Below are 21,688 nucleotides of genomic sequence, written 5' to 3'. Positions count from 1 at the left end.
AAAATACATACAGTTGCCTTTTCTTTATTGGCAAATAAGGGGGAGAACACGATGAATGTATATCGTGGAGTTCATGAGTTGATTGGTCATACACCAATCGTGGAAATTACTCGTTTTTCACTTCCGAAAGGAGTCCGTTTATTTGCAAAGCTTGAATTTTACAACCCAGGCGGAAGCGTTAAGGATCGTTTAGGAAGAGAATTAATCGAAGATGCACTAGAAAAAGGGCTTGTTGCAGAGGGCGGAACAATTATTGAACCGACGGCTGGGAATACTGGCATTGGACTGGCACTTGCAGCGTTAGAACATGATTTACGCGTCATTGTTTGTGTACCAGAGAAATTTAGTATTGAAAAACAAGAATTAATGAAAGCGCTAGGTGCAACGGTCGTGCATACACCGACTGAGCAAGGAATGACCGGCGCAATTGCAAAGGCAAAAGAATTAGTAAAGGAAATACCAAATTCATACTCTCCAAGTCAGTTTGCTAATGAAGCAAACCCTCGTGCTTATTTCAAAACACTAGGTCCTGAACTTTGGGATGCGCTGAATGGAGAGATTAATATATTTGTTGCAGGGGCAGGAACTGGTGGTACGTTTATGGGAACTGCGTCTTATTTAAAAGAAAGAAATATTGATATTAAAACGGTTATTGTAGAACCAGAAGGATCTATTTTAAATGGCGGTAAAGCTGGTTCACATGAAACAGAAGGTATTGGTCTTGAATTCATTCCACCATTTTTAAAAACATCTTATTTTGATGAAATTCATACGATTTCTGATCGAAATGCATTTTTACGTGTAAAAGAATTGGCGCAAAAGGAAGGCCTTCTCGTTGGAAGCTCTTCAGGAGCGGCATTTCATGCAAGCTTACTTGAGGCAGAAAACGCAGCACCAGGTACAAATATTGTAACGATTTTTCCTGATAGTAGTGAGCGCTATTTAAGTAAAGACATATACAAAGGATGGGAATAAAAAATGAGAGCAAAGACAAAGTTAATTCATGGTATTCGCATAGGAGAACCTTCAACTGGATCTGTAAACGTGCCGATATATCAAACGAGTACGTACAAACAAGAAGCAGTTGGTAAGCATCAAGGATATGAATATTCACGAACAGGTAATCCAACTCGTTCAGCTTTAGAAGAAATGATTGCAGTGTTAGAAAATGGTCATGCTGGATTTGCATTTGGTTCAGGGATGGCAGCTATTACAGCAACTATTATGCTATTCTCAAAAGGAGATCACGTCATTTTAACAGATGATGTTTATGGCGGTACGTATCGCGTTATTACAAAAGTACTAAACCGTTTCGGCATTGAGCATACATTTGTAGATACAACAAACCTAGAGGAAGTTGTAGAAGCAATTCGCCCAAATACGAAAGCGATTTATGTGGAAACACCAACGAATCCATTACTGAAAATTACTGATATTAAGAAAATATCCGCTCTTGCTAAAGAAAACGATTTATTAACAATTATTGATAACACATTCATGACGCCATATTGGCAGTCGCCAATTTCTTTAGGAGCAGACATTGTACTTCATAGTGCAACGAAATATTTAGGTGGGCATAGTGATGTAGTTGCAGGCCTAGTAGCTGTAAATAGCCCGCAACTAGCAGAAGACCTTCATTTCGTACAAAACTCAACAGGAGGTATTCTTGGACCACAAGACAGCTTCTTACTACTTCGTGGTTTAAAAACATTAGGAATTCGTATGGAGGAGCATGAAATAAATTCACGCGCAATTGCTGAGTTTTTAAATAACCATCCGAAAGTAAATAAAGTATATTATCCAGGTCTTGCATCACATCAAAATCATGAATTAGCAAAAGAACAGGCGAACGGATTTGGTGCAATCATCTCATTCGATGTAGATAGTGAAGAAACATTAAATAGAGTACTTGAGAAGTTACAGTACTTTACACTTGCTGAAAGCTTAGGAGCAGTAGAAAGTTTAATTTCCATTCCATCACAAATGACACATGCATCAATCCCAGCAGATCGCCGTAAAGAATTAGGAATTACAGATACATTAATTCGAATCTCTGTTGGTATTGAAGATGGAGAAGATTTAATTGAAGATTTGGCACAAGCACTAGCATAATAAAAATGCACTGCTAATATAGAGCAGTGCATTTTTATTATATTAATTTGTGAAATGTTTCACAAATTAGACATACACAAATGAAATGATTTCATGTATATTGAATTCATGAAATGTTATTCACGAACAAATTTGTGAAATGTTTCACAAGTGATAGGATTCATGTAGGAAGGTAACTCTATTTTTTTACGCTAATCGGGACTTTTTATGACCTATAGGGACTTGTAAAGTCCAGGGTAGCAGAATAGGAGGAAATTTACATGGTAGTCAAAGAGAAAGTTGTAAATGAAATGCAAGAGGTAAAAGAGATGATTGATACGTTAGTAGATAACGGTCAAAAAGCTTTACAAGCATTAGAAAGTTTTACACAAGAGCAAATTGACAACATTGTTCATGAAATGGCGCTTGCGGGTGTCGATCAACATATGCCGCTTGCGAAGTTGGCTGTTGAAGAAACGGGCCGTGGCGTATATGAAGATAAATGCATTAAAAATATTTTTGCCACTGAATATATTTGGCATAGTATAAAGAAAGATAAAACGGTAGGAATTATTCATGAAGATCCTCATGAAGAAATAATAGAAATCGCAGAACCTGTCGGTGTAGTAGCTGGGGTAACGCCAGTAACGAACCCAACATCGACAACAATGTTTAAAGCATTAATCGCGATAAAAACGAGAAATCCAATTATTTTCGCATTTCATCCTTCTGCACAAAACTGTTCCGTTGCAGCGGCAAAAACAGTATATGATGCAGCAGTGAAAGCTGGTGCACCAAAGCATTGTATTCAATGGATTGAAAGACCTTCTGTGGAAGCAACGAAACAATTAATGAACCATGATGGTGTCGCACTCGTTCTAGCAACTGGAGGGGCTGGTATGGTGAAATCGGCTTATTCTACTGGTAAACCCGCGCTAGGTGTAGGGCCAGGTAATGTACCATGTTATATAGAGAAATCGGCACATGTAAAACGTGCTGTTAATGATTTGATTTTATCGAAAACATTTGATAACGGTATGATTTGTGCGTCAGAACAAGCCATCATTATAGATAAGGAAATCTATAATGATGTTAAAGCAGAAATGATTGCAAATAATTGTTATTTTGTAACAGAGGAAGAGAGAAAGAAATTAGAAAAGCTTGTTATTAATGAAAATACATGTGCAGTAAATAGTGATATTGTTGGGAAATCAGCACAGTATATTGCTGAATTAGTAGGAATTACTGTACCTGAACATACAAAAATGCTTGTAGCTGAAATTAAAGGCATCGGAGCAGCGTATCCACTTTCTCGTGAGAAACTGAGCCCAGTGTTAGCTTGTGTAAAAGCAAATTCATTAGAAGAAGGATTTACATATTGCGAAGAAATGTTAGAGCTTGGTGGCCTAGGGCATTCAGCGGTTATCCATTCTACAAATAAAGAAGTACAAAAACAATTTGGGTTACGTATGAAAGCCTGCCGTCTCATTGTAAATGCACCTTCATCACAAGGTGGAATTGGTGATATATATAATGGATTTATTCCATCACTTACGCTTGGTTGTGGCTCCTACGGGAAAAACTCAGTTTCCCAAAACGTAACGGCGACTCATTTATTAAATATAAAAAGGTTGGCAAATAGAAAAAAGAATATGCAGTGGTTCAAATTACCACCCAAAATTTATTTTGAAAAACATGCGACAGCATATTTAGCAAACATGCCTAACATTTCCCGCGCATTTATTGTAACGGATCCAGGGATGGTTGAGCACGGTTATGTAGATACAGTTACGCACTATTTACGTAAGCATGCAAATGATGTGAAAGTTGAAGTTTTCTTTGAAGTTGAGCCAGATCCATCAGATGAAACTGTATTTAAAGGTGCGGACATGATGAAAAGCTTTAAACCAGATGTAATTATCGCGCTTGGTGGCGGTTCAGCTATGGATGCAGCAAAAGGGATGTGGCTATTCTATGAGCACCCAGAAACGACATTCTATGGAATAAAACAGAAGTTTTTAGATATAAGAAAACGTACATGTAAGTATCCGAACTTGGGAAATAAAGCACAATTTGTTGCCATTCCAACAACATCAGGGACGGGATCAGAAGTGACGCCATTTGCGGTTATTACAGATAAGAAAAATAATATTAAATACCCGCTTGCGGATTATGAATTAACACCAGATGTAGCGATTGTTGATCCGCAATTTGTAATGACAGTACCACCTCATGTGACGGCAGATACTGGTATGGACGTATTAACACATGCAATTGAAGCGTATGTGTCTGTTCTGGCAAATGACTATACTGATGGTTTAGCATTAAAAGCAATTGATCTCGTATTTAAATATTTACCGAGAGCATATAAAAATGGAAATGATGAAGAAGCACGAGAAAAAATGCATAATGCTTCCGCAATCGCAGGGATGGCATTTGCAAATGCTTTCCTAGGTATTAATCATAGTTTAGCACATAAAATTGGACCGGAATTCCATATTCCACATGGACGTGCGAATGCAATTCTTATGCCGCACGTAGTTCGCTATAATGCTATTAAGCCAAGAAAACACGCATTGTTCCCAAAATATGAGCACTTTGTGGCTGATGTACGCTATGCGCATATTGCGAGAATGCTCGGGCTTCCAGCAAGCTCAACAGCGGAAGGTGTGGAATCACTCGTCCAAGCAATTATTGAGCTTGGAAAAAGCTTAAATATAAATATGAGTATTGCAGGACAAGGAGTTGCTAAAGACCAATTTGAAGGGGTTGTTGGATTATTAGCAGAAAGAGCTTTTGAAGATCAATGTACAACAGCTAATCCAAAATTACCGCTCATTTCAGAGCTGAAAGAAATCTATATGGAAGCATATAAAGGCGTATAATAGATAAAAAAGAGCTGCGAGTAAGCGGCTCTTTTTTACTTTGGAAAACATCTCCCAGATTGGTTCTATTTACTTGTCTTTAAGCTTGATAGAATGTGATAAAGTGAGGATGGGAGTGATAAGCAGATGAAAGAATTACAAGAAAAAATAGCAGATTATACCCGGTTTGCACAAGTACTTTTAGCTATAAGTACGTTTTTAATGATCGGTTTATTAATTCCAAGTGGAATAAAAAGTATGGTACAGTCTTTTGTTATGATGGGGAGTATTATTGTATTTTTAGTTCTTGCTTTTTTCTTCTTTAAGCGTGTTAGAACGATGCGTGATCAATTAGAGGAGAGCGAATATGAAGAAAATTGTTAAATAGGGCGCTACGAAAAGAAGAAATCTTTTTGTAGCGTTTTTTCATTTTTGTAGAAAATGTATGCGTTTCATATTGACAATGATAATCCTTATCAATTAAAGTAGAATAGTAGTTAATGATTATTATTATCAATTAGAGGTGAAAGAATGAACAAATCTATTACGCTGTTCACAGCGATCTTATCTATTTTTTTCTTATTAATAGGTTGCAGTGCAAAAGAAAACGAAAAAGCATCCGCAACAAAAACAGACAAAATCGAAATTACCGATCTCTCAGACAGAAAGATAACATTCAATAAAGTTCCTGAAAGTTTTGCTACGTTGAGTATGGGAGACATGGATATTATTCATGCTTTAGGTGGAAAAATAGTAGGTCGTCCTGATACAAAATTAAATCTCCCAGAGGAATTAAAGAAAGCACAAGTAATCGGGAATGCACATCAACCGAATTTTGAGCAAATTGCTAGTTTAAAACCGGATGTACTTGTTGCTAACAATGGATTCCAAAAGAACATTCCAACGGTCGAAGGACAAGGAACAAAAGTAATCATTTCTTCAGCCAACTCTGTAAAAGATATTCAAAAGGGTATTGAAATGTATGGAACAGTAATGAAGAAAGAAGATAAAGCAAAAGAGCTTAACCAAAAAATTAATGATCAAATGAAGAAATATGAGAAAAAGAGTGACGTTAAAGCGTTGCTAGTTTATGGAGCACCAGGCACTTATTTAGCAGCATTACCAACATCTCTATCAGGGGATATTTTAGAAAAAACAGGCGGGAAAAATATCGCAGCTAGTTTTCCAGAAATGAAAGAGTATCCGCAATATGCACAGCTAAGTGTAGAACGTATTATTGAAGCAAATCCAGATGTGATTTATTTAATTACACATGGAGATCCCAATAGTGTGAAAAAAGCATTTGAAGGCGAAATGATGAAAAATGAAGCATGGAAAAATTTAGATGCAGTAAAACAAAATCGTGTAGTTATTTTACCACCAGATTTATTTGGATCAAATCCTGGGACAAAAGTTACAGAAGCGATGGACTTTATGTATAAAAGTATACACGATGTAAGGAAATGATAAGTATGGAGAGTAGTGAAATAGTAAGAGAAAAGGAACATCCTTTTGCGAGAAAAAGGTGGATAATAACAGTTACTTTAGTCGTATTAACTGTTCTAGGTCTTTTTTATGGCCTTTTTGCAGGGAGCTTATCATTTTCTTTACGAGACATTATAGAAGGTATACAAGATGAAGGTTCAACAGTTCATCGAATTGTATGGGATCTTCGTATACCGAGAGTGCTCGTTGGTTTTATAGTAGGAACGTGTTTAGCTGCATCAGGAGCATTATTGCAAGGGGTTATGAGAAATCCTCTTGCAGATCCTGGAATTATCGGAGTTTCATCAGGAGCAGGTCTTGTAGCAATTATAATCATGATTTTATTTCCTCAACATATGGCATTCTTGCCACTAGGAGCGTTTTTAGGAGCTTTTATTACAGCAATGGTCATTTACGCACTATCATGGCAAAAGGGGGCGCCACCTTCACGAATTGTATTAGTAGGTGTTTCAATAAACGCCTTAATTGGTGCAGCGACTTCAGCGCTAATGTTATTACATAGCGACAAAGTACAATCAGTTTTACCGTGGTTAGCTGGTGGTATTGGTGGTGTTAGTTGGGCACATTTAAATATGATTATTTACTATGCGATATTCGCTATTATATTAGCTTTCTTCGGTATTAAACATATTCGAGTATTAATGCTTGGGGATGAAATGGCAAAACTATTAGGATATAACGTGGAAAGAAGTCGGTTTTATTTAATAGTAGTAAGTACAATGTTAGCTGGAATAGCAGTTAGTGTTTCTGGTCTTATTGGATTTGTCGGTCTTGTTGTACCGCATATGTTACGTTTATTAGTTGGAAATGACTATAAATATTTACTGCCATTATCATGTCTTGGCGGTGGGATATTACTTGTTTTTGCGGATGCGATAGCTCGAAGTTGGTTCGATCCAATCGAATTGCCTGTTGGTATTTTATTGTCCTTCTTAGGTGGTCCGTTCTTCTTATATTTAATCCATAGAGGAGGAAAACAACGTGATTTCCGTTAACAAAGTGTTTTACGCACATTCTGAAAGATTTCAAATGCAAAATATGAATGTACATATTAAAGCTGGAGAAATCGTTAGTTTAATCGGTCCGAATGGATCGGGGAAATCTACTTTGCTTCGTTTAATAGCACGGCTACTTAAACAAAGCGAAGGAGACATCATTTTAGATGGGGAAAATATTTATACGATGAAGAGTGCAGATGTAGCGAAGCAATTAGCGATGTTACCACAAATGCACGATCATCAATTAGATTTAACAGTGAAAGAACTAATAGAGTTCGGAAGAGGTCCTCATAAATCATGGAGTAGTCGCTTAAATAAAGAAGATGAAGAAATTGTTGATTGGGCATTGTCTGCTACAAAGCTTGAAGGGTATGAATATCGTCTTTTACAATCCTTATCAGGAGGAGAAAGGCAACGTGCTTGGATTGCAATGACGCTTGCACAACGCACAAATGTCTTACTATTAGATGAACCAACAACCTTTTTAGATATCGTTCATCAGTTAGAAGTAATGGAACTTGTTAAACGATTAAACGAAGAATTTGGTATGACGATTGTAATGGTTTTACATGATATTAATCAAGCGGCTCAATATAGCGATCGTTTACTCGTATTAAAACAAGGGAAGATTCAGTATGATGGTGTACCAGAAGAAGTACTATGTCATCAAATGTTTCAGCGTGTATTTGGAATTGAAGTTGATATATTCCAAGGGAGTGACAAGCCATTTTTTACACCGAAACGAATTTGTGAAAAGGGAGAAGAGAGATGCAAACAGAAGAGCGTATTACCACTGAGTTAGTAAGGGAATTTGTTATGGCAGCTCACGGAGATCTAGAAAGAGTACAGGAGCTTTTGGCCGAATCACCAAGCTTACTTCATGCTTCTTATAATTGGGGTGGCTCAGATTGGGAAAGTGCCTTAGGAGCAGCGGCCCATGTAGGCCGTAAAGATATTGCTCTTTATTTACTGGAAAAGGGAGCTCGGATGGATATTTTTGCAGCAGCTATGCTGGGTGAACTTGAAGTCGTACAAGCCATTTTAGTAGCACAACCAGAAGCATTACGTGCATCTGGCCCACATGGCATCTCTCTTCTTCAACATGCACGAATGGGTGGAGAAAAAGCTCAGCGTGTATTTGAGTACTTAACAGTGCTTTCTTAATGACCGCAAAGTTCTTATGTGCGGTAAACTTTCCACTCAAAGGATTGGAAGGTTTACCGCCCGTTAGAACGGGATAAGTATCTAGTATATTTGAAAATCCTACACCCCCTCAATTGTAGTTTTCTTTATACTAGTTATGATATGGATGCAGTAGACACTCTTTTGTCTACTGCTTTTTTTTGATATAATACACTTTTATAAGATTGAATTTTCTTTCTTTTTGATAAATTTCTTGATATGAATTATTCAACACTTACGTAGTTTGAAATATGTTGTTATGTAATGAGGTTCAAAATGATGGGAGTGAATAAAAGAGTGTTCCATACAGATCGCTTACAATTTCGCAAATATACAATGGATGATTTACCATTTTATGCTTCTTTATGGGGGGATGAGAAGGTAATGCGCTATATTGGAAATGGAACGTTAAAAACATTTATGCAATGTAAAAAAAGTTTGGAGGAGAGGGTACTTCCAAATTATAAAAACGGTCTCGGTTTATTTGTAATGATTGAAAAGGAAACAGGGATAAGAATTGGTCATGCAGGACTTGTCAAGCAGAAGGTAGATGGAAAAGAGGAAATTGAGATTGGCTATTGGCTACTTCCTAAGTATTGGGGGAAAGGGTATGCGAAAGAGGCTGCGGCGGCATTTCGAGACTATGGTTTTCAAGCATTACAAATGAATAAATTAATTTCACTTATTAATCCGAACCACCCAGCTTCAATATTTGTTACTAGAAAAACAGGGCTTAGTTATGAGAAAACAACTTCATTTCATGAGATGGATGTTCTCGTTTATTCCATTAAGCGGGTTGGATGAAAAAAGGTGAATTGCATTTTTTGGAGAATGGTATATAAAAAATAAAGGGAGGGATTACATGTATATTTATCATAATGGACTAATTATTCGTGAAGGAACGAATGGAGTGCCAGCATATGCGATTAAGACATTATTTGAAGATGCTGGCTGGAGTAATGATAATATCCCTTCTTGGCAAATTGAAAAGTTTACGATTGCATTTGAAAATTCAACATGGGCTTTCACAATTTGGGATGAAGAAGAAATGGTCGCGATGGTTAGAGTAATTTCTGATCAAATCATGGTTGCTAACATAGTAAATTTAGTTGTGAAGTGTGAGTATAGGGGGAAAGGGTTAGGTAAGAAACTTGTAGCTCTTTGTTTACAAAAGCTTCCGCATGGCGATTGGTTTGCGCATACGTCCGCTAACAATTTTGATTTTTATAGAAGTTGTGATTTTGAAGTAAGAGAGTTATCAAGAAATGGAACATGTGCGTACTATGGGTATCAAGTGGCAAAAAAGGAAGGGCATCGATAACTTATAAGGTAATAAAGAAAAAGGATTGCTATTTTAATAATATAAACTGAACTGAGACTCATTTTGTGATAAAATAAAAGAAAATTCAGTTTATTAAACGGGGGATAAAAATGAATGTAAAAGTTGGGGATATATTTAAATACGAAAGAAGATTTACCGAGGAAGAAGTTTTTGAATTTGCAAATATTACAGGCGATAAAGGTAGACATCATATGGAATATGATGAGAATGGACGATTAATGGTCCATGGTTTATTGACTGCTAGCATTGGGACGAAAGTAGGCGAAGAGTTACATTACATAGCGAGGGAATTAGTAAGTGAGTTTATTAGACCAGTTTTTACAGGGGATACGGTTACTTGTGAATTAACTTTAACAAATATTGAGCAAATGGAAGGATATAAAAAAGTTTCAATTGAGTCAGTTTATCGCAATCAACATGAAAAGACCGTACTAGTTGGGACGAGTTATGGAATTATAAGGGAATAAAAAAGAAGCCTGTTACTAAACAGGCTTCTTTTTTATCGTTTAGTAAACACGTTTTCGATTTTCCGCATGGCTAGAGATAAGTAATAATGCAGATTCTTCACCTATATTGCGAACAATATGAGGAACGCATGCATTCCAAGAGAAAGAATCACCTTCTTCTACAATCGCAATATCTTCTCCATGTTGAACTTCTAGTTTTCCGCGTAATACAAGATGACACTCTTCACCTTCATGAGCATTTGGTGAGTTTTCTTTCGGGAATCCGGCAGAAATTTCTACTAGAGATAGGCGGAGACCACCTTGCTCCGCAACATGCTCAATTCTTTGTTCATCTTTTCCATACACACTGTATTTACGCTCTTCTTTTTTTACAATTTTCAAACGATCTTTTTGTTCTAACAATAAATATGGAAGGGGAACATTTAAAAAATTAGCGATCATTTCTAAAGTTGAGATAGATGGTGATGTTTTATTGTTTTCAACCTGACTCATAAAGCCTTTAGAAAGACCTGTTCCTTCACAAATTTGGGCAATCGTAATTCCTCTACGTTGACGAATTTCACGAATCGCAGAACCGATATTCATAAAATCATGCTCCTTTTTGTAAACAACTATTTGTATCATAGCAAAAAAAAAATATTTTTTCTCATGAAAAATGAATTGACGAATAAAAATAATTAGTGTATGTTTTGTAATGTAAACAAAAGTTTTGTATAACAAAACTATAAAGGAGAGAAAGAAATGAATCAACATATTGGTAACTTAATTATTCGTATCGTGTTAGGGGTAACGTTCTTTATGCACGGTTTAACAAAATTCCAATCAGGAATTGACAATATTGCAGGGTGGTTTACAAGCATTGGTTTACCAGGAGGACTTGCATACGGTGTAGCAACAGTTGAATTAGTTGGAGGTCTATTGTTAATTCTAGGTTTAGGCGTAAGGTATATTGGCTTATTATTTGCACTTGTTATGGTTGGAGCGATTGTGAAAGTAAAATGGTCAGCTGGTTTGTTAGGAGACGGGAAAAATCCTGGATTTGAGTTAGAACTTGCATTATTAGCGATGGGTGCTTACTTATTTGTTGCGAAAGCTAATGGTTTTGTAGATAATTTCTTAAAAGAGAAAATGTTAAAGAAGAATTAATTAAAATGGGGGTATAACAAAATGGGCTTTCCACTTCATCCCGAAACAACACTTGGGGTTGTTCATTTATATGTACCAAATTTAAAGAAATCGCTAGAGTTTTATACAGAAGTATTGCGTATGAAGGTACTGGAAGAAAAAAGTACAATCGTTACGTTTGGTAATGAGGACAATGAGCCACTTCTCATCATAGAAGAAAAGGAAGACGCTCTTCCGAAGCAAAGAGGTCGAACTGGTTTATATCACTATGCAATTTTATTACCAAACAGACAAGACTTAGCAAATATTCTTCGTCATTTTGTTGAGAGAGTACACCCATTACATGGTGGGGCTGACCATTACTTTAGTGAAGCTCTTTATTTAGCTGATCCAGATGGAAACGGGATTGAAATTTATCATGATCGTCAAAAAGAAGTTTGGCATGATGAAAATGGAGAGCTACCATTTGTTAGTAACCCGTTAGACGGCGAAGGATTATTACAGCAAGGAAGTACATGGAATGGGTTCCCGGCTGGTACTGTGATGGGGCACATTCATTTACATGTAGCTGACTTAGAAGAAGCGAAACGTTTCTATGTTGATGGCCTTGGTTTTGATGTAACGATTCCAGCTCGTAATGGAGCGTTGTTCGTATCAGCAGGTGGTTATCATCACCATATCGGTTTAAATACATGGCAGGGTGAAGGTATACCACCACAAATGCCAAATTCCGTTGGTTTGAAATATTTCACAATTGTACTAGCAGATGAAAAACAAAAAGAGCAAGTGTGTGAAAGTTTAAAATATATTGGCGTAGTTGCTACGTATAAAGATGGAATATTACAGGCCAAGGATCCGTTTGGACATTGTATACATTTTAAAGTGAAAGGAGAAGCCTAAAAAGGCTTCTCTTTTTTCACTTTCTTATAATAGCTTTTTCATTTTGTAAAAATAGTTCATCAAATTGCTTTGCAAGGTCAAAATCTAGTTTCGTTAAACCTTTTGCATTCCATGATGACAAAGTAATAATGACTGCTTTATACTGGATAAGGATAAATGGGTGGTGATTATGTTCTTCTGATAGTTTGGCGGCTTCAGAGACAAATTCGACTCCTTTTAAGTAGTCGGAAAACATATATTTTCTTTCAATCCATTTTTCATCTTTCACTGTCCATTTATCCAGCTTTGTTAATTCCTCTTGTACTTCTTCATTAGTTAATCGTAGCATCATTTTTCACATCCTTTACCTGCAGTAACGCAAGACCATTGTTAATAAGACGTGTTACAGATTCTTCAGTTGTGAAAGTAGAAAGTTGTTGTAATAATGCTGCTGATGCTTCGTGACCTTTGTTATGTTCTAAAAGCAATTCTAATATTTCAAGGCGAAGCAGCCATTCTTTCGCATAAAATGTATTTAATACTTCTTGAATTGCTACTAATTGATCGATATGCACGTCGTGTAAAATACCTTCGCTTCGAATATCTCGAACTGTTTGATACATACGTTCAAGTTCATTCAGTACAAGTGGAGCAGGAATTTCTTGTACTTCTTCATCCATTGGGAAAAATGCTGCGGCATCTGCGGCACCTGGGAATACGGAAGTAATTGTTGAACCAACAGCCATATCAAATGCGCCCCATGAAGCATCAAATAATATGCGATCTTTATGAGTAACTGTGCAATCTATAAAGGAGATAAGAGCAATCTTTTTATCATTCTTTACAATGTCTGTTACTGTTCCTTTTACATGAATGCCACTTGCAAAAGTAAACTCTGTACTGCTTCCAATTGTAATGCCTAATGATTGTAATTGTTCTTCTGTACAATTTTCTAATGCAATATCTCCATCGAGTAATCCGATTGGTGTCCCGAATCCATCGCTGTGCACAGATGTAGAATGATTTGCTAGTTGTTTATTATGAATTGCTAATGCAGTTGGTGAGCTTGTTCGTGTGTAAATAACTTCACCAGTATCATTTTTAATTGTCTCTGTAAATGTACCCGTAATTTGTAATCCACTACTTAGCTCAGTTGTAGCATGATTTTCGGAGCGGATTGCTTTTTCTAATCCTTCTGTTCCACCTGTTTTAAATGCCATCGTTGTAGAGAACTGCTCAAGGGCCTCAGTCAATTCTTCAAATGATTCACAAACAAATAGCTGTGGTTGCATTTTTGTTACATCATAAGTTGTCCCGGTGCAAGCTTCAATTGAGAATGGGACTTTCTTTACAGCGTTTGTTAAGCAATGCTTACTTTCACCGACAGAGGAAAGGAGACCAGCACCGTAAATTTTCGGATCATTTATATTGCCGATTAAGCCGTATTCCACTGTCCACCAGAATAAACGTGAAATTTGTTCTGCTTCTGATAAACCAGAAACTAAGTTTTGTTTTTCGATTACAGCATTTTCAGCAACTGCAACTTCTTCAGGTGTAGAAGTAGGGCTTTCCTTTACGATCGTTAATGTACGAACGGCTTCAAAAGCATCATGTTCTTCTTTTGTGGAGAAAGCTTTCGCTCCAATTTGTCCAAAGCGTTTCACATATTTTGCATATGTAGAATCAAGCAAAATCGGTGCGTGGCCTGCAGCTTCATGAACGATATCAGGAGCGGGTGTATACTCGATATTTTCTACTTTACGAATATCTGTTGCGATTGGTAGTAATCCATGCCCCTGAAAATCGAAGAATGCGACGCCGGGAATAAGTCCGTCAATCGTTACGGCACCCCAGCCGCTTGGTGCTAAACAGTCATTCATTTCTTCTACTTTTGGAATTGCATCTATATTAATACCAGATGATTGTAGTCCGTTAACATAGGATGGATGAGCAACATCTTTTAAGAAGCTATGGTTTTGTCTCATAATGTAACGCCAAACAGCGTGATTCACCGGTGTGTATTGATCATAATGCTGTGTGGATACGAATGGTTTTAAATGTGATGGAATTTCTGTTTTCTTTGTCATTTAGACGTCCTCCTTTTTCTCTATAAAAATGAATACCAGTTTTGTATAGCTTGTACCACCTCCTTTCAGAATTGTAAGCGCTTATAAAATTTTATCATAACATTCGAAATTCTTTAACAACTGTTTGCGTGAGAAATAGAAAAATCCCCTATCGGAAAATCCGATAGGGGCGAAAAAATCGCGGTACCACCCTATTTGTAAGTGAAAATATACTTACATCTCAACTAATGATAACGGAAAAATTCCGTCTTTTCCTTCATGCATAAAAGCACTACGAAAAAGAAGCTCCAGAATTGTAATTCGTACTTATATATGTGCTAATTCCCACCGACCATTAGCTCTCTGAAACAGGGATACAAGATACTACTGCGATTCTTTCAACGCGTATATATGAAGTTATTTAAAAGGGAAGGACGCAAAAAAGCCCCTATCGGAAAATCCGATAGGGACGATAAAAATCGCGGTACCACCCTATTTGTAAACAATTAATTGTTTACCACTTACTTTAAGATAACGGAAAGATCCGTCTTTCTCTTCATGCATAAAAAGCATTACGGGAAAGAAGCTCCAGAATTGTAATTCACGCTTGTATATGTACTGATTCGCACCAACCATCAGTTCTCTGAGACAGGGATATAAGTCGCTACTAGTATTCCTTCAAAGCCGATATATAATTCGTTCAACTAAACTATGTTTTGTATTATAAAACTATATTTAAAAGCTTGTCAACAATAATTTTATTATTTCACTTCTAAATCGACGTTTAAATTAGATTTATTTCCAGCTGCATCGGTTGCTACAATGTGGATTGTATTTTTCCCTTGTTGTAATTGATTGCGATCGAAATAAATTTCAAAGTTTTTCTCCCAATGGTTCAAGAAGGCATTTTCCCATACACCATTTCCATTAATTTCATACTGTATCGTTACTGGATGTCCTGGAGCAACCCATCCAGATTCTGTCATCCAGTCTAAAAGTATATCATCTACTTTCCCTCTAATTACAAGGTTTTCCTGATCTACTTCAGGTGATAATTTCGGTGCAGTGCGATCGACGAACACAGCTCCTGTCTGTTTCGTTTCTCCACCAGAGTTAGAAGCAACAGCTTCGATTTGGTATAAGCCATCAGGTAGAGGAGATCCGTCAGTTTTCGTACCATTCCATTTGAAAGATTTATAACCAGGTGTTTCGTTTTTCCCTTGATGTATCATGCCTTGATATGTTACACGGTCTTTCGTAATTAAATTAGCGTGAAATGTTACATCCTCCACTGGTGTAACTAAATAGTAATTGATCAGGTTGTCATCTAGTATTCCATCATTATTTGGACTAAAAGTAGAATTAACGATTTCAAGACCATCAATACGTTTGTATTCTTTCGGATCAATGCTAAACGTAAATGGAATACGCATTTCTTCAGTCTTCCCTTGCTCTTTCACATATAGATTTCCCGTATATACACCTTGTGGTAAGGAGCTATCTACAGTAATAGTAAAAGGCTTTTCGATGTTACTATTAGGTTTCACACTAATAGAAGAAGAGAAAGAAGTCTGGACTTTTGTTTTTGTATCTAGTAATTCAATGCGAGTTGAAAAGTTTTTCTTTTTGTTAGAAAGATTTTGTAATGTAATATTTTGTGTTAACTTCACTTTGCCGCTATTAGGTTTAATAAGACCGAAACTTACATTGTTAGGTTTCACTAATGCATCTGTTTGGGCTGCTTTTGGAATGTTAATTAAACCAGATCCTTGTGCCATGACAGGATATGTATTTTCATTGACATCCTTTAATGTTTTTGCAGTGTTGGCAAGAGCTGCTTTCAATTGTTCTGTCGTCCAATCAGGATGCATTTGACGCAGCAGGGCAACGGCTCCCGCCACTTGTGGCGCAGCCATACTTGTTCCGTTGTGAGATTCATAGCCACCTCTTGGGACAGTACTAGTAATTTGTACTCCAGGTGCAACAATATCAGGCTTTATTAGCCAACTACCTTGTGATGGTCCTCTTGAACTAAAGTTACCAATAAGTTCTGTTTGCTTTGGTTGTCCAATTTTTATATTTTTCTTTCGTTTTGTAATTAAAGTTTTTAACTCTTCGCCATTTGTATTTGATAGTTGCATAACTGGAAGAGCTACATCTTCACGTGCAAAATATTCGGGCATAAGATTAATTTCTTTTTCATTAGAAATTAGTAGCACGCCAAGAGCGCCAGCTTGTTTCGCTTGTTCTGCTTTTACTAACGTGCTTGAAGTTCCTTGTAAAACAAGGGCGAACTTACCTTTCACATCTTGTTTAGCGTAATCACTTGAATTACCGTAGCCAACATATACAAGCTGAGCATCGTTGCCTACTTGGAAATCTGATTTTGATAACGGTAATCCTTGGTAAGATTTATTGGAACCAGCTACTTGGAATGTTGGAAATGGAATAGAAACAGTAGATGCACCAACAGAGATGACACTACTTGCGTTACCAGGAGCGTCAACAGACCAAGGTTTTGGTCCATCATTTCCATTTGAGACGACTGCAGTAACACCAAGTTTTGCTGCGCGTTCTAACGTCATTGTTACAGGTTGATCAGGTACATTCAAATCTTGACCAAGAGATAGATTTAAAACATCGGCACCATCTTGAATAGCTCGCTCAATACCCTGAATAATATCATCGGTCGTACCGGTACCACCATCATTCATGACACGGTAAGCGAGTATAGAAGCATTCGGAGCAATCCCCTTTATTTTTCCGTTACCAGCAATAATTCCAGCAACATGGGTACCGTGGACATTTCCATCCATCGGATCATTATCTTCATCGACTGTATCATAGCCACCAATATAATTTGCTTGTAAATCAGGATGGGTATAGTCGACACCTGAATCGATAATAGCGACTTTCATCCCTTTTCCATCAAGGGGTTTGCCAGTCGGATCTTTTAAATTCCAAGCTTCAGGTGCACCAACTGTAGGGCCTCCAACGTTTGGTGTTTCTTGATCTGCTAGGCTTTTTGACGTTTCATGTAATTTATATGTTAAGTTCGGATAAATTGCTTTTACTTCAGGTAAAGAAGCTAGAGCGGCAATTTGATCCCCTGGGATAGAAATAGAAAATCCAGAAAATAACGTACTATACGTTTCTTTTATGGTTGCTTTCGGTGCTTTTTCTTTTATTTTCTTTGTTGTATCCTCTTGTGCTTTTTTTAGTTGTGCATGGTATGATTGCACATTGCTATTTTGTAGGTCCGGAGCATGTTGAATGTTACTTTGTGAAGCGAGTGGAGCATGTTGCAATTCTACAATAACTGAAATTTCTTTTGATGTTTTTGTTTCAACATTTTGCGCGATTTTGTTTTCTCCCCATTGTTCAATATTTGCTTTTAACTGTGGGCTAAATTGCTTCTCTTTTTGCAGTGATTCAGCATGGGCGCTTAATGCTCCAAAGCTCGAAAAGACGAGCGCCATACTTAATAGTGTTGATGTAGTTTTCTTCATTGAAACTCCCCCTAATAAAAAGTGTCAATTTTCCGGAAATAAATATTACATTTTTATCGTTAATTATAGGAACGGATGTTGGCTAAACTATACATTCGACATAATTCATACCAAACCTCTTTGAATTGAAAATTTCTTGGGAAATTTTTTGGAATTATGTCGAATGGATAATATTTGCATATAGTAAGCGGAATATGAGGAATGCTAAAGGGGGAAATGGGGGTGCTATATGAAAAGGTTTATAGTAAGTGGAATCGTGATTTTGTTCCTTTTTTTCTGTTCAAGTTCTATTACTAGCGCAGAAAACAATGGAGTAAAAGTTGCCTTTATTCGTAATCATAATCTATGGATTAAAGTCGGTGAAAAAGAAAAACAAATTACAAAAGGAGAGTACACAACAGGGCCGAAATGGTCACACAATGGAGAATGGCTTGCATATGCAAAAGGAAAGAAGCGAAATCACTTTGAACTGTATCGGCTGAAAGATGGAAAGAAAGTTACACCATCTCAATCAGAAGCATCGAATTATCAATGGTCACCAACAGAGAATATAATTGCATTTGTATTTGCACGCACATTAAATACATTTGATGCTGAAAAAAAGAAAGTAGATTTTGAAAACGTAGCTAATGGTGTCGGTGACTATGCATGGTATCCTGATGGTAAGAAGTTTCTTGTATCATCAGAAGCGTACTTGCTTCCAACAGGATGGACAGGTGCTCAGTTATATGAAATACAAAAGGATGCAAATATGAATCCTCATAAGATGAAACATTTATATGCACTACCGAATGAGCATGATGATTTTTTAGCATTAGTTGGAAGTGGATTTAAGTGGTCGCCAGATCAAAAATGGATTTCGTTTTTGGCAGTACCAACAGCTTCTTTGTCAGCTGATAGTAATACCCTTTGCTTAATTCGATCAGACGGCAGTCGTTTTGAAACAGTAGATCAAATGTTATTAAACACACAATGGTTCAAATGGGCGCCATCAAAAAATATATTAGCCTATATTGAAGGAAGCGGGAGAGTTGCTTTAGAGAATAAGCATTTAAAAATAAAAGAATTGCCGGCTCTCCAGCAAAATATATTTACTCCAAAAGGCTATGTTGATTGGGATTTCACATGGAAGAACGAGAATGTAATTATCGTTTCAAGGGCAAAGGAAGCAGAGCTATCGGTCCCTCTAGAAAAAAGACCACTACCATCTTTATATGAAATAAATAGTACAACAGATGAACAACATCAAATTACAAAGCCATCCAATAGCCAAGGCGATTATAGCCCTATTTTTAGTAAGAAAAGCAACCAATTAATGTGGCTCCGTTCAAATCGTAAGAAAGCTGATGTATGGCTTGCTCATAACGATGGAAAACATGAGAAGAAGTGGATTGAAAATATAGATGTACCAGAGTGGTATTATGAGAAATGGAATTGGGAAGATGTCGTTTCGGTTAAAGACGAGTAAAAAAACCTGCCTGAAATATAATTTTCAGGTAGGTTTTTCAATGTTATTTATGTGTTTTATTTGGCTTTTTTTTCGCAGGGTTTCCGTTCCCTTGGCGCTTTCTATTTTGTTCATCTTTTGCTTGTTTTTCATGTAATGTATCTAAAAAGTCATTTGAGTTACTCATTTTTATATCTCTCCTTTTTTCATTGCGTCCTAGTTACTATAACCATTTAGGAGGATAATCATGAGATAAAAGTTAAGCGCTTAGTTTTCTTCGGTAGTATAAGTAAAATAGTCCATACTTGAGACTCCCACGACTAAAGTCGCAAGCCCGAATCCTTATGGATTTACGGGTGGGATTCTTGAATGACTAAGCGTTCGCAATCCATTTCTGCTTTGAACAGCCTTCAAGATAAGGGCATCTCATTGCCCCTCCTAAACCAGACCATAAAGGTGCTTAGGCTGATTGACTGTTACCATCAATCACAGTTGCGCAGCGAATATTCATCGCTCCAACGATATCACGATGTGTCTTAAACCCACATGGACACTTATATTTTCTATCTTGAGCCTTATTCTTTTTAGCACATTTCGGACAACTTTGACTTGTATAAGCTGGATTCACATATTCAATCTGAATACCAGCTATCATTGCTTTATACGAAATAAATTGTGACAAACGATAGAATGACCAAGTGTGTAGGTTTTTTTCGTTTTTACGGCTTGTTCTTGCCGTCTGTCTTATATTCGTTAGTTGTTCTAATCGAATGACAGAAATATGATTTGCAATCGCAAAATCAATAATCTCACGACTTATTTTGTGATCTTTATCTTGCATCCATCTTTGCTCTTTATCATCCATTCGCCGAATGGCTTTCACCTTTTTGTCTTTTCCTAACTTCTTACGAACACTACGAAACTTACGCTTCTTATATTTATTGTGCCTACCACTCCCAAAGAAACGAACCTTATCATCATCTGTGATTGCTACCGCGGGGACCTTGAGACCTAAGTCTACGCCTAAAATTTTCGTTCCTATCCTTTTATTGATAGGAAGTGTGACAGATATTTGGGCTATCCATTTATTTGATTTCTTTGTGATGCGAGGTGTACCTAATTTATGTTTTAACAGATTCAGATTACGATTGTTTTTATCACTTAATAAAGCTCGGATTTTTACACGAGTCGACTTTCCATTTACCTTAAATGGGATTGAAATATAAGTAGGTTCAAATGAATAATTTTGATTGTTCCATACACAAACAGGTCTCTTTAGAATTGGGATGATTTTATAATGGCTTTTCTTTACTTTTGTAGCAAACAAACTTTTCGCATCTTTAATCGCTTGATTTTTCACTGCACTTGGGATATTTGCTTCAATATCTTTTGTGCTTTTTTTCGTACTTTTCTTTGCTTCCACCATTTCCGATACAAGTGTATTTATAACTTTTATATATTCTTGATTGCTTTGTTCCAATAAACAGATTTGTCCTTTTGTTGGAATCAATTTCACTTTCACTGTTAGGGTCTGTGACATACGTTTCATCCCCTTGTTTTTTTGATTTTCAACATCGTGTTCATCTGATACATTTCTAGCAATCATAACAAAATCAGAACGTGTTTATAAACTTTACAACTGCATGAAACGAGGAGATCTTCCTCTCAAACACTTTGGAATATTCTTCTATCATCATTTATTCTAGTTATATCATTTATTTTCGAAAGATTCCAATAAAACTCCGAAGAAACTACCTATACTTTGGATACTTAAAGTACCACGAACCTTGCGATTTTTAGTGGTACTCCGTATCCAACCTCACTTTCATCCCATGCCTAAAGGCGATGGGCTTTCTTGTTCGGGAAAAGCTGTAATGAATAACATAAGTAAAACTTGTAACTCTACATTTTCTTTTAAAATAGTTGCGACAGAAGATGGTAAGTAAGGTGATATAGCGCTCGTTCCTAAACCTAACCATTTGTTTAAGAGGTTAATGATACAAAATATGAAAACACCAGACCAGCTTGCGATAATTGCTTTTTGTTTAATTTTTGTTTCACGCTCATCATCTGTAATCCAAGGATTAGCAGTTTTATCACTAGTAAAAAAGCCATTTATGTATCCCCATATGATCATTCCCATAAAGACGATAATCCATTTCATATTTGTAATCCTCCTCTTCTTGTAAAAAGTATTTTACATATATAATTG

The 21,688-nt window shown here is 36.6% G+C and carries 21 protein-coding genes and 2 other annotated features; of the genes, 14 read left to right on the top strand and 7 right to left on the bottom strand.

Annotated features, from left to right (window positions below; genetic code table 11):
- Positions 1 to 51: 51 nt before the first annotated feature.
- The 11 genes from NSS97_RS22250 to NSS97_RS22200 all read left to right on the top strand — a co-directional run bounded on the left by NSS97_RS22250 (position 52) and on the right by NSS97_RS22200 (position 10,450).
- Complete coding sequence (locus tag NSS97_RS22250; protein ID WP_002143205.1) at positions 52 to 975, top strand: O-acetylserine dependent cystathionine beta-synthase; 924 nt, start codon at positions 52 to 54, stop codon at positions 973 to 975.
- Positions 976 to 978: 3 nt separating this feature from the next.
- Positions 979 to 2,112, top strand: coding sequence for a bifunctional cystathionine gamma-lyase/homocysteine desulfhydrase (locus NSS97_RS22245; protein ID WP_107887422.1), 1,134 nt, complete (start codon positions 979 to 981; stop codon positions 2,110 to 2,112).
- Positions 2,113 to 2,372: 260 nt separating this feature from the next.
- A complete protein-coding gene (gene adhE / locus NSS97_RS22240) occupies positions 2,373 to 4,976 on the top strand; it encodes a bifunctional acetaldehyde-CoA/alcohol dehydrogenase (protein ID WP_012261736.1) in 2,604 nt (867 codons plus the stop codon).
- A gap of 126 nt (positions 4,977 to 5,102) precedes the next feature.
- The gene (locus NSS97_RS22235) at positions 5,103 to 5,339 is read left to right on the top strand and encodes a YrhC family protein (protein ID WP_002034123.1); all 237 of its coding nucleotides are present in this window, start codon (positions 5,103 to 5,105) and stop codon (positions 5,337 to 5,339) included.
- Positions 5,340 to 5,486: 147 nt separating this feature from the next.
- Complete coding sequence (locus NSS97_RS22230) at positions 5,487 to 6,422, top strand: ABC transporter substrate-binding protein (protein ID WP_107887423.1); 936 nt, start codon at positions 5,487 to 5,489, stop codon at positions 6,420 to 6,422.
- Positions 6,423 to 6,427: 5 nt separating this feature from the next.
- Entirely contained in the window at positions 6,428 to 7,456 is a 1,029-nt protein-coding gene (locus NSS97_RS22225) for a FecCD family ABC transporter permease (RefSeq protein ID WP_002015259.1), read from the top strand.
- The gene (locus NSS97_RS22220; RefSeq protein WP_341114046.1) at positions 7,443 to 8,261 is read left to right on the top strand and encodes an ABC transporter ATP-binding protein; all 819 of its coding nucleotides are present in this window, start codon (positions 7,443 to 7,445) and stop codon (positions 8,259 to 8,261) included. The genes NSS97_RS22225 and NSS97_RS22220 overlap by 14 nt, the downstream gene beginning before the upstream one ends.
- Positions 8,228 to 8,623, top strand: coding sequence for an ankyrin repeat domain-containing protein (locus tag NSS97_RS22215; RefSeq protein ID WP_002165053.1), 396 nt, complete (start codon positions 8,228 to 8,230; stop codon positions 8,621 to 8,623). Before NSS97_RS22220 ends, NSS97_RS22215 begins: the two co-directional genes overlap by 34 nt.
- Positions 8,624 to 8,917: 294 nt before the next feature.
- Positions 8,918 to 9,445, top strand: coding sequence for a GNAT family N-acetyltransferase (locus tag NSS97_RS22210; protein WP_341114044.1), 528 nt, complete (start codon positions 8,918 to 8,920; stop codon positions 9,443 to 9,445).
- 58 nt (positions 9,446 to 9,503) lie between these two features.
- Entirely contained in the window at positions 9,504 to 9,962 is a 459-nt protein-coding gene (locus NSS97_RS22205; protein WP_002015252.1) for a GNAT family N-acetyltransferase, read from the top strand.
- Between the two features lie 110 nt (positions 9,963 to 10,072).
- On the top strand, positions 10,073 to 10,450 hold the full coding sequence (locus NSS97_RS22200) for a MaoC/PaaZ C-terminal domain-containing protein (RefSeq protein ID WP_002015250.1): 378 nt from the start codon (positions 10,073 to 10,075) through the stop codon (positions 10,448 to 10,450).
- Positions 10,451 to 10,489: 39 nt separating this feature from the next.
- Here NSS97_RS22200 and NSS97_RS22195 read toward each other — a convergent pair whose 3' ends face one another.
- Positions 10,490 to 11,035: a helix-turn-helix domain-containing protein gene (locus tag NSS97_RS22195; RefSeq protein ID WP_002015249.1), complete on the bottom strand. Its 546-nt coding sequence runs from the start codon at positions 11,033 to 11,035 to the stop codon at positions 10,490 to 10,492.
- Positions 11,036 to 11,191: 156 nt separating this feature from the next.
- Between NSS97_RS22195 and NSS97_RS22190 the strand changes: the two genes are divergently transcribed.
- Positions 11,192 to 11,596: a DoxX family protein gene (locus NSS97_RS22190; protein WP_002015248.1), complete on the top strand. Its 405-nt coding sequence runs from the start codon at positions 11,192 to 11,194 to the stop codon at positions 11,594 to 11,596.
- Positions 11,597 to 11,617: 21 nt separating this feature from the next.
- Positions 11,618 to 12,475, top strand: coding sequence for a VOC family protein (locus NSS97_RS22185; RefSeq protein ID WP_341114043.1), 858 nt, complete (start codon positions 11,618 to 11,620; stop codon positions 12,473 to 12,475).
- Between the two features lie 16 nt (positions 12,476 to 12,491).
- On the opposite strand, the gene NSS97_RS22180 is transcribed toward NSS97_RS22185, so the two are convergent.
- From NSS97_RS22180 to NSS97_RS22170, 3 genes are all read right to left on the bottom strand, one after another.
- Positions 12,492 to 12,806, bottom strand: coding sequence for a 4a-hydroxytetrahydrobiopterin dehydratase (locus NSS97_RS22180; RefSeq protein ID WP_002167644.1), 315 nt, complete (start codon positions 12,804 to 12,806; stop codon positions 12,492 to 12,494).
- Positions 12,787 to 14,541: an aromatic amino acid hydroxylase gene (locus NSS97_RS22175; RefSeq protein ID WP_044442480.1), complete on the bottom strand. Its 1,755-nt coding sequence runs from the start codon at positions 14,539 to 14,541 to the stop codon at positions 12,787 to 12,789. Before NSS97_RS22175 ends, NSS97_RS22180 begins: the two co-directional genes overlap by 20 nt.
- A 162-nt stretch (positions 14,542 to 14,703) precedes the next feature.
- Positions 14,704 to 14,931: a binding site (T-box leader), on the bottom strand.
- Positions 14,932 to 14,982: 51 nt separating this feature from the next.
- Positions 14,983 to 15,211 (bottom strand) — a binding site (T-box leader).
- A 70-nt stretch (positions 15,212 to 15,281) separates the two neighbouring features.
- On the bottom strand, positions 15,282 to 18,029 hold the full coding sequence (locus NSS97_RS22170) for a S8 family serine peptidase (protein ID WP_107887425.1): 2,748 nt from the start codon (positions 18,027 to 18,029) through the stop codon (positions 15,282 to 15,284).
- 229 nt (positions 18,030 to 18,258) lie between these two features.
- Here NSS97_RS22170 and NSS97_RS22165 point away from each other — a divergent pair, with 229 nt between their 5' ends.
- On the top strand, positions 18,259 to 19,497 hold the full coding sequence (locus NSS97_RS22165) for a PD40 domain-containing protein (RefSeq protein WP_107887426.1): 1,239 nt from the start codon (positions 18,259 to 18,261) through the stop codon (positions 19,495 to 19,497).
- Positions 19,498 to 19,540: 43 nt separating this feature from the next.
- On the opposite strand, the gene NSS97_RS22160 is transcribed toward NSS97_RS22165, so the two are convergent.
- The 3 genes from NSS97_RS22160 to NSS97_RS22150 all read right to left on the bottom strand — a co-directional run bounded on the left by NSS97_RS22160 (position 19,541) and on the right by NSS97_RS22150 (position 21,640).
- Entirely contained in the window at positions 19,541 to 19,663 is a 123-nt protein-coding gene (locus NSS97_RS22160) for a DUF4023 domain-containing protein (RefSeq protein WP_000071861.1), read from the bottom strand.
- A gap of 273 nt (positions 19,664 to 19,936) precedes the next feature.
- Positions 19,937 to 21,016 (bottom strand): transposase, encoded by a 1,080-nt coding sequence (locus NSS97_RS22155; protein ID WP_341114041.1) that lies wholly within the window; start codon positions 21,014 to 21,016, stop codon positions 19,937 to 19,939.
- A gap of 285 nt (positions 21,017 to 21,301) precedes the next feature.
- Positions 21,302 to 21,640, bottom strand: coding sequence for a phosphoglycerate mutase (locus tag NSS97_RS22150; protein ID WP_107886330.1), 339 nt, complete (start codon positions 21,638 to 21,640; stop codon positions 21,302 to 21,304).
- Positions 21,641 to 21,688: the final 48 nt, after the last annotated feature.

It is taken from the genome of Bacillus sp. FSL R12-0074 (genome assembly GCF_038005725.1).
Lineage (GTDB): Bacteria > Bacillota > Bacilli > Bacillales > Bacillaceae_G > Bacillus_A > Bacillus_A mycoides.
This window is presented reverse-complemented; position numbering and strand designations above follow the sequence as displayed.

What these genes read in the sequence shown, in the direction of transcription:
- NSS97_RS22250 (WP_002143205.1), top strand. Translation starts at nt 52, where the DNA reads ATGAATGTATATCGTGGAGTTCATGAGTTGATTGGTCATACACCAATC.
- NSS97_RS22245 (WP_107887422.1), top strand. Translation starts at nt 979, where the DNA reads ATGAGAGCAAAGACAAAGTTAATTCATGGTATTCGCATAGGAGAACCT.
- adhE (WP_012261736.1), top strand. Translation starts at nt 2,373, where the DNA reads ATGGTAGTCAAAGAGAAAGTTGTAAATGAAATGCAAGAGGTAAAAGAG.
- NSS97_RS22235 (WP_002034123.1), top strand. Translation starts at nt 5,103, where the DNA reads ATGAAAGAATTACAAGAAAAAATAGCAGATTATACCCGGTTTGCACAA.
- NSS97_RS22230 (WP_107887423.1), top strand. Translation starts at nt 5,487, where the DNA reads ATGAACAAATCTATTACGCTGTTCACAGCGATCTTATCTATTTTTTTC.
- NSS97_RS22225 (WP_002015259.1), top strand. Translation starts at nt 6,428, where the DNA reads ATGGAGAGTAGTGAAATAGTAAGAGAAAAGGAACATCCTTTTGCGAGA.
- NSS97_RS22215 (WP_002165053.1), top strand. Translation starts at nt 8,228, where the DNA reads ATGCAAACAGAAGAGCGTATTACCACTGAGTTAGTAAGGGAATTTGTT.
- NSS97_RS22210 (WP_341114044.1), top strand. Translation starts at nt 8,918, where the DNA reads ATGATGGGAGTGAATAAAAGAGTGTTCCATACAGATCGCTTACAATTT.
- NSS97_RS22205 (WP_002015252.1), top strand. Translation starts at nt 9,504, where the DNA reads ATGTATATTTATCATAATGGACTAATTATTCGTGAAGGAACGAATGGA.
- NSS97_RS22200 (WP_002015250.1), top strand. Translation starts at nt 10,073, where the DNA reads ATGAATGTAAAAGTTGGGGATATATTTAAATACGAAAGAAGATTTACC.
- NSS97_RS22195 (WP_002015249.1), bottom strand. Translation starts at nt 11,035, where the DNA reads ATGAATATCGGTTCTGCGATTCGTGAAATTCGTCAACGTAGAGGAATT.
- NSS97_RS22190 (WP_002015248.1), top strand. Translation starts at nt 11,192, where the DNA reads ATGAATCAACATATTGGTAACTTAATTATTCGTATCGTGTTAGGGGTA.
- NSS97_RS22185 (WP_341114043.1), top strand. Translation starts at nt 11,618, where the DNA reads ATGGGCTTTCCACTTCATCCCGAAACAACACTTGGGGTTGTTCATTTA.
- NSS97_RS22180 (WP_002167644.1), bottom strand. Translation starts at nt 12,806, where the DNA reads ATGATGCTACGATTAACTAATGAAGAAGTACAAGAGGAATTAACAAAG.
- NSS97_RS22175 (WP_044442480.1), bottom strand. Translation starts at nt 14,541, where the DNA reads ATGACAAAGAAAACAGAAATTCCATCACATTTAAAACCATTCGTATCC.
- NSS97_RS22170 (WP_107887425.1), bottom strand. Translation starts at nt 18,029, where the DNA reads ATGAAGAAAACTACATCAACACTATTAAGTATGGCGCTCGTCTTTTCG.
- NSS97_RS22165 (WP_107887426.1), top strand. Translation starts at nt 18,259, where the DNA reads ATGAAAAGGTTTATAGTAAGTGGAATCGTGATTTTGTTCCTTTTTTTC.
- NSS97_RS22160 (WP_000071861.1), bottom strand. Translation starts at nt 19,663, where the DNA reads ATGAGTAACTCAAATGACTTTTTAGATACATTACATGAAAAACAAGCA.
- NSS97_RS22155 (WP_341114041.1), bottom strand. Translation starts at nt 21,016, where the DNA reads ATGTCACAGACCCTAACAGTGAAAGTGAAATTGATTCCAACAAAAGGA.
- NSS97_RS22150 (WP_107886330.1), bottom strand. Translation starts at nt 21,640, where the DNA reads ATGAAATGGATTATCGTCTTTATGGGAATGATCATATGGGGATACATA.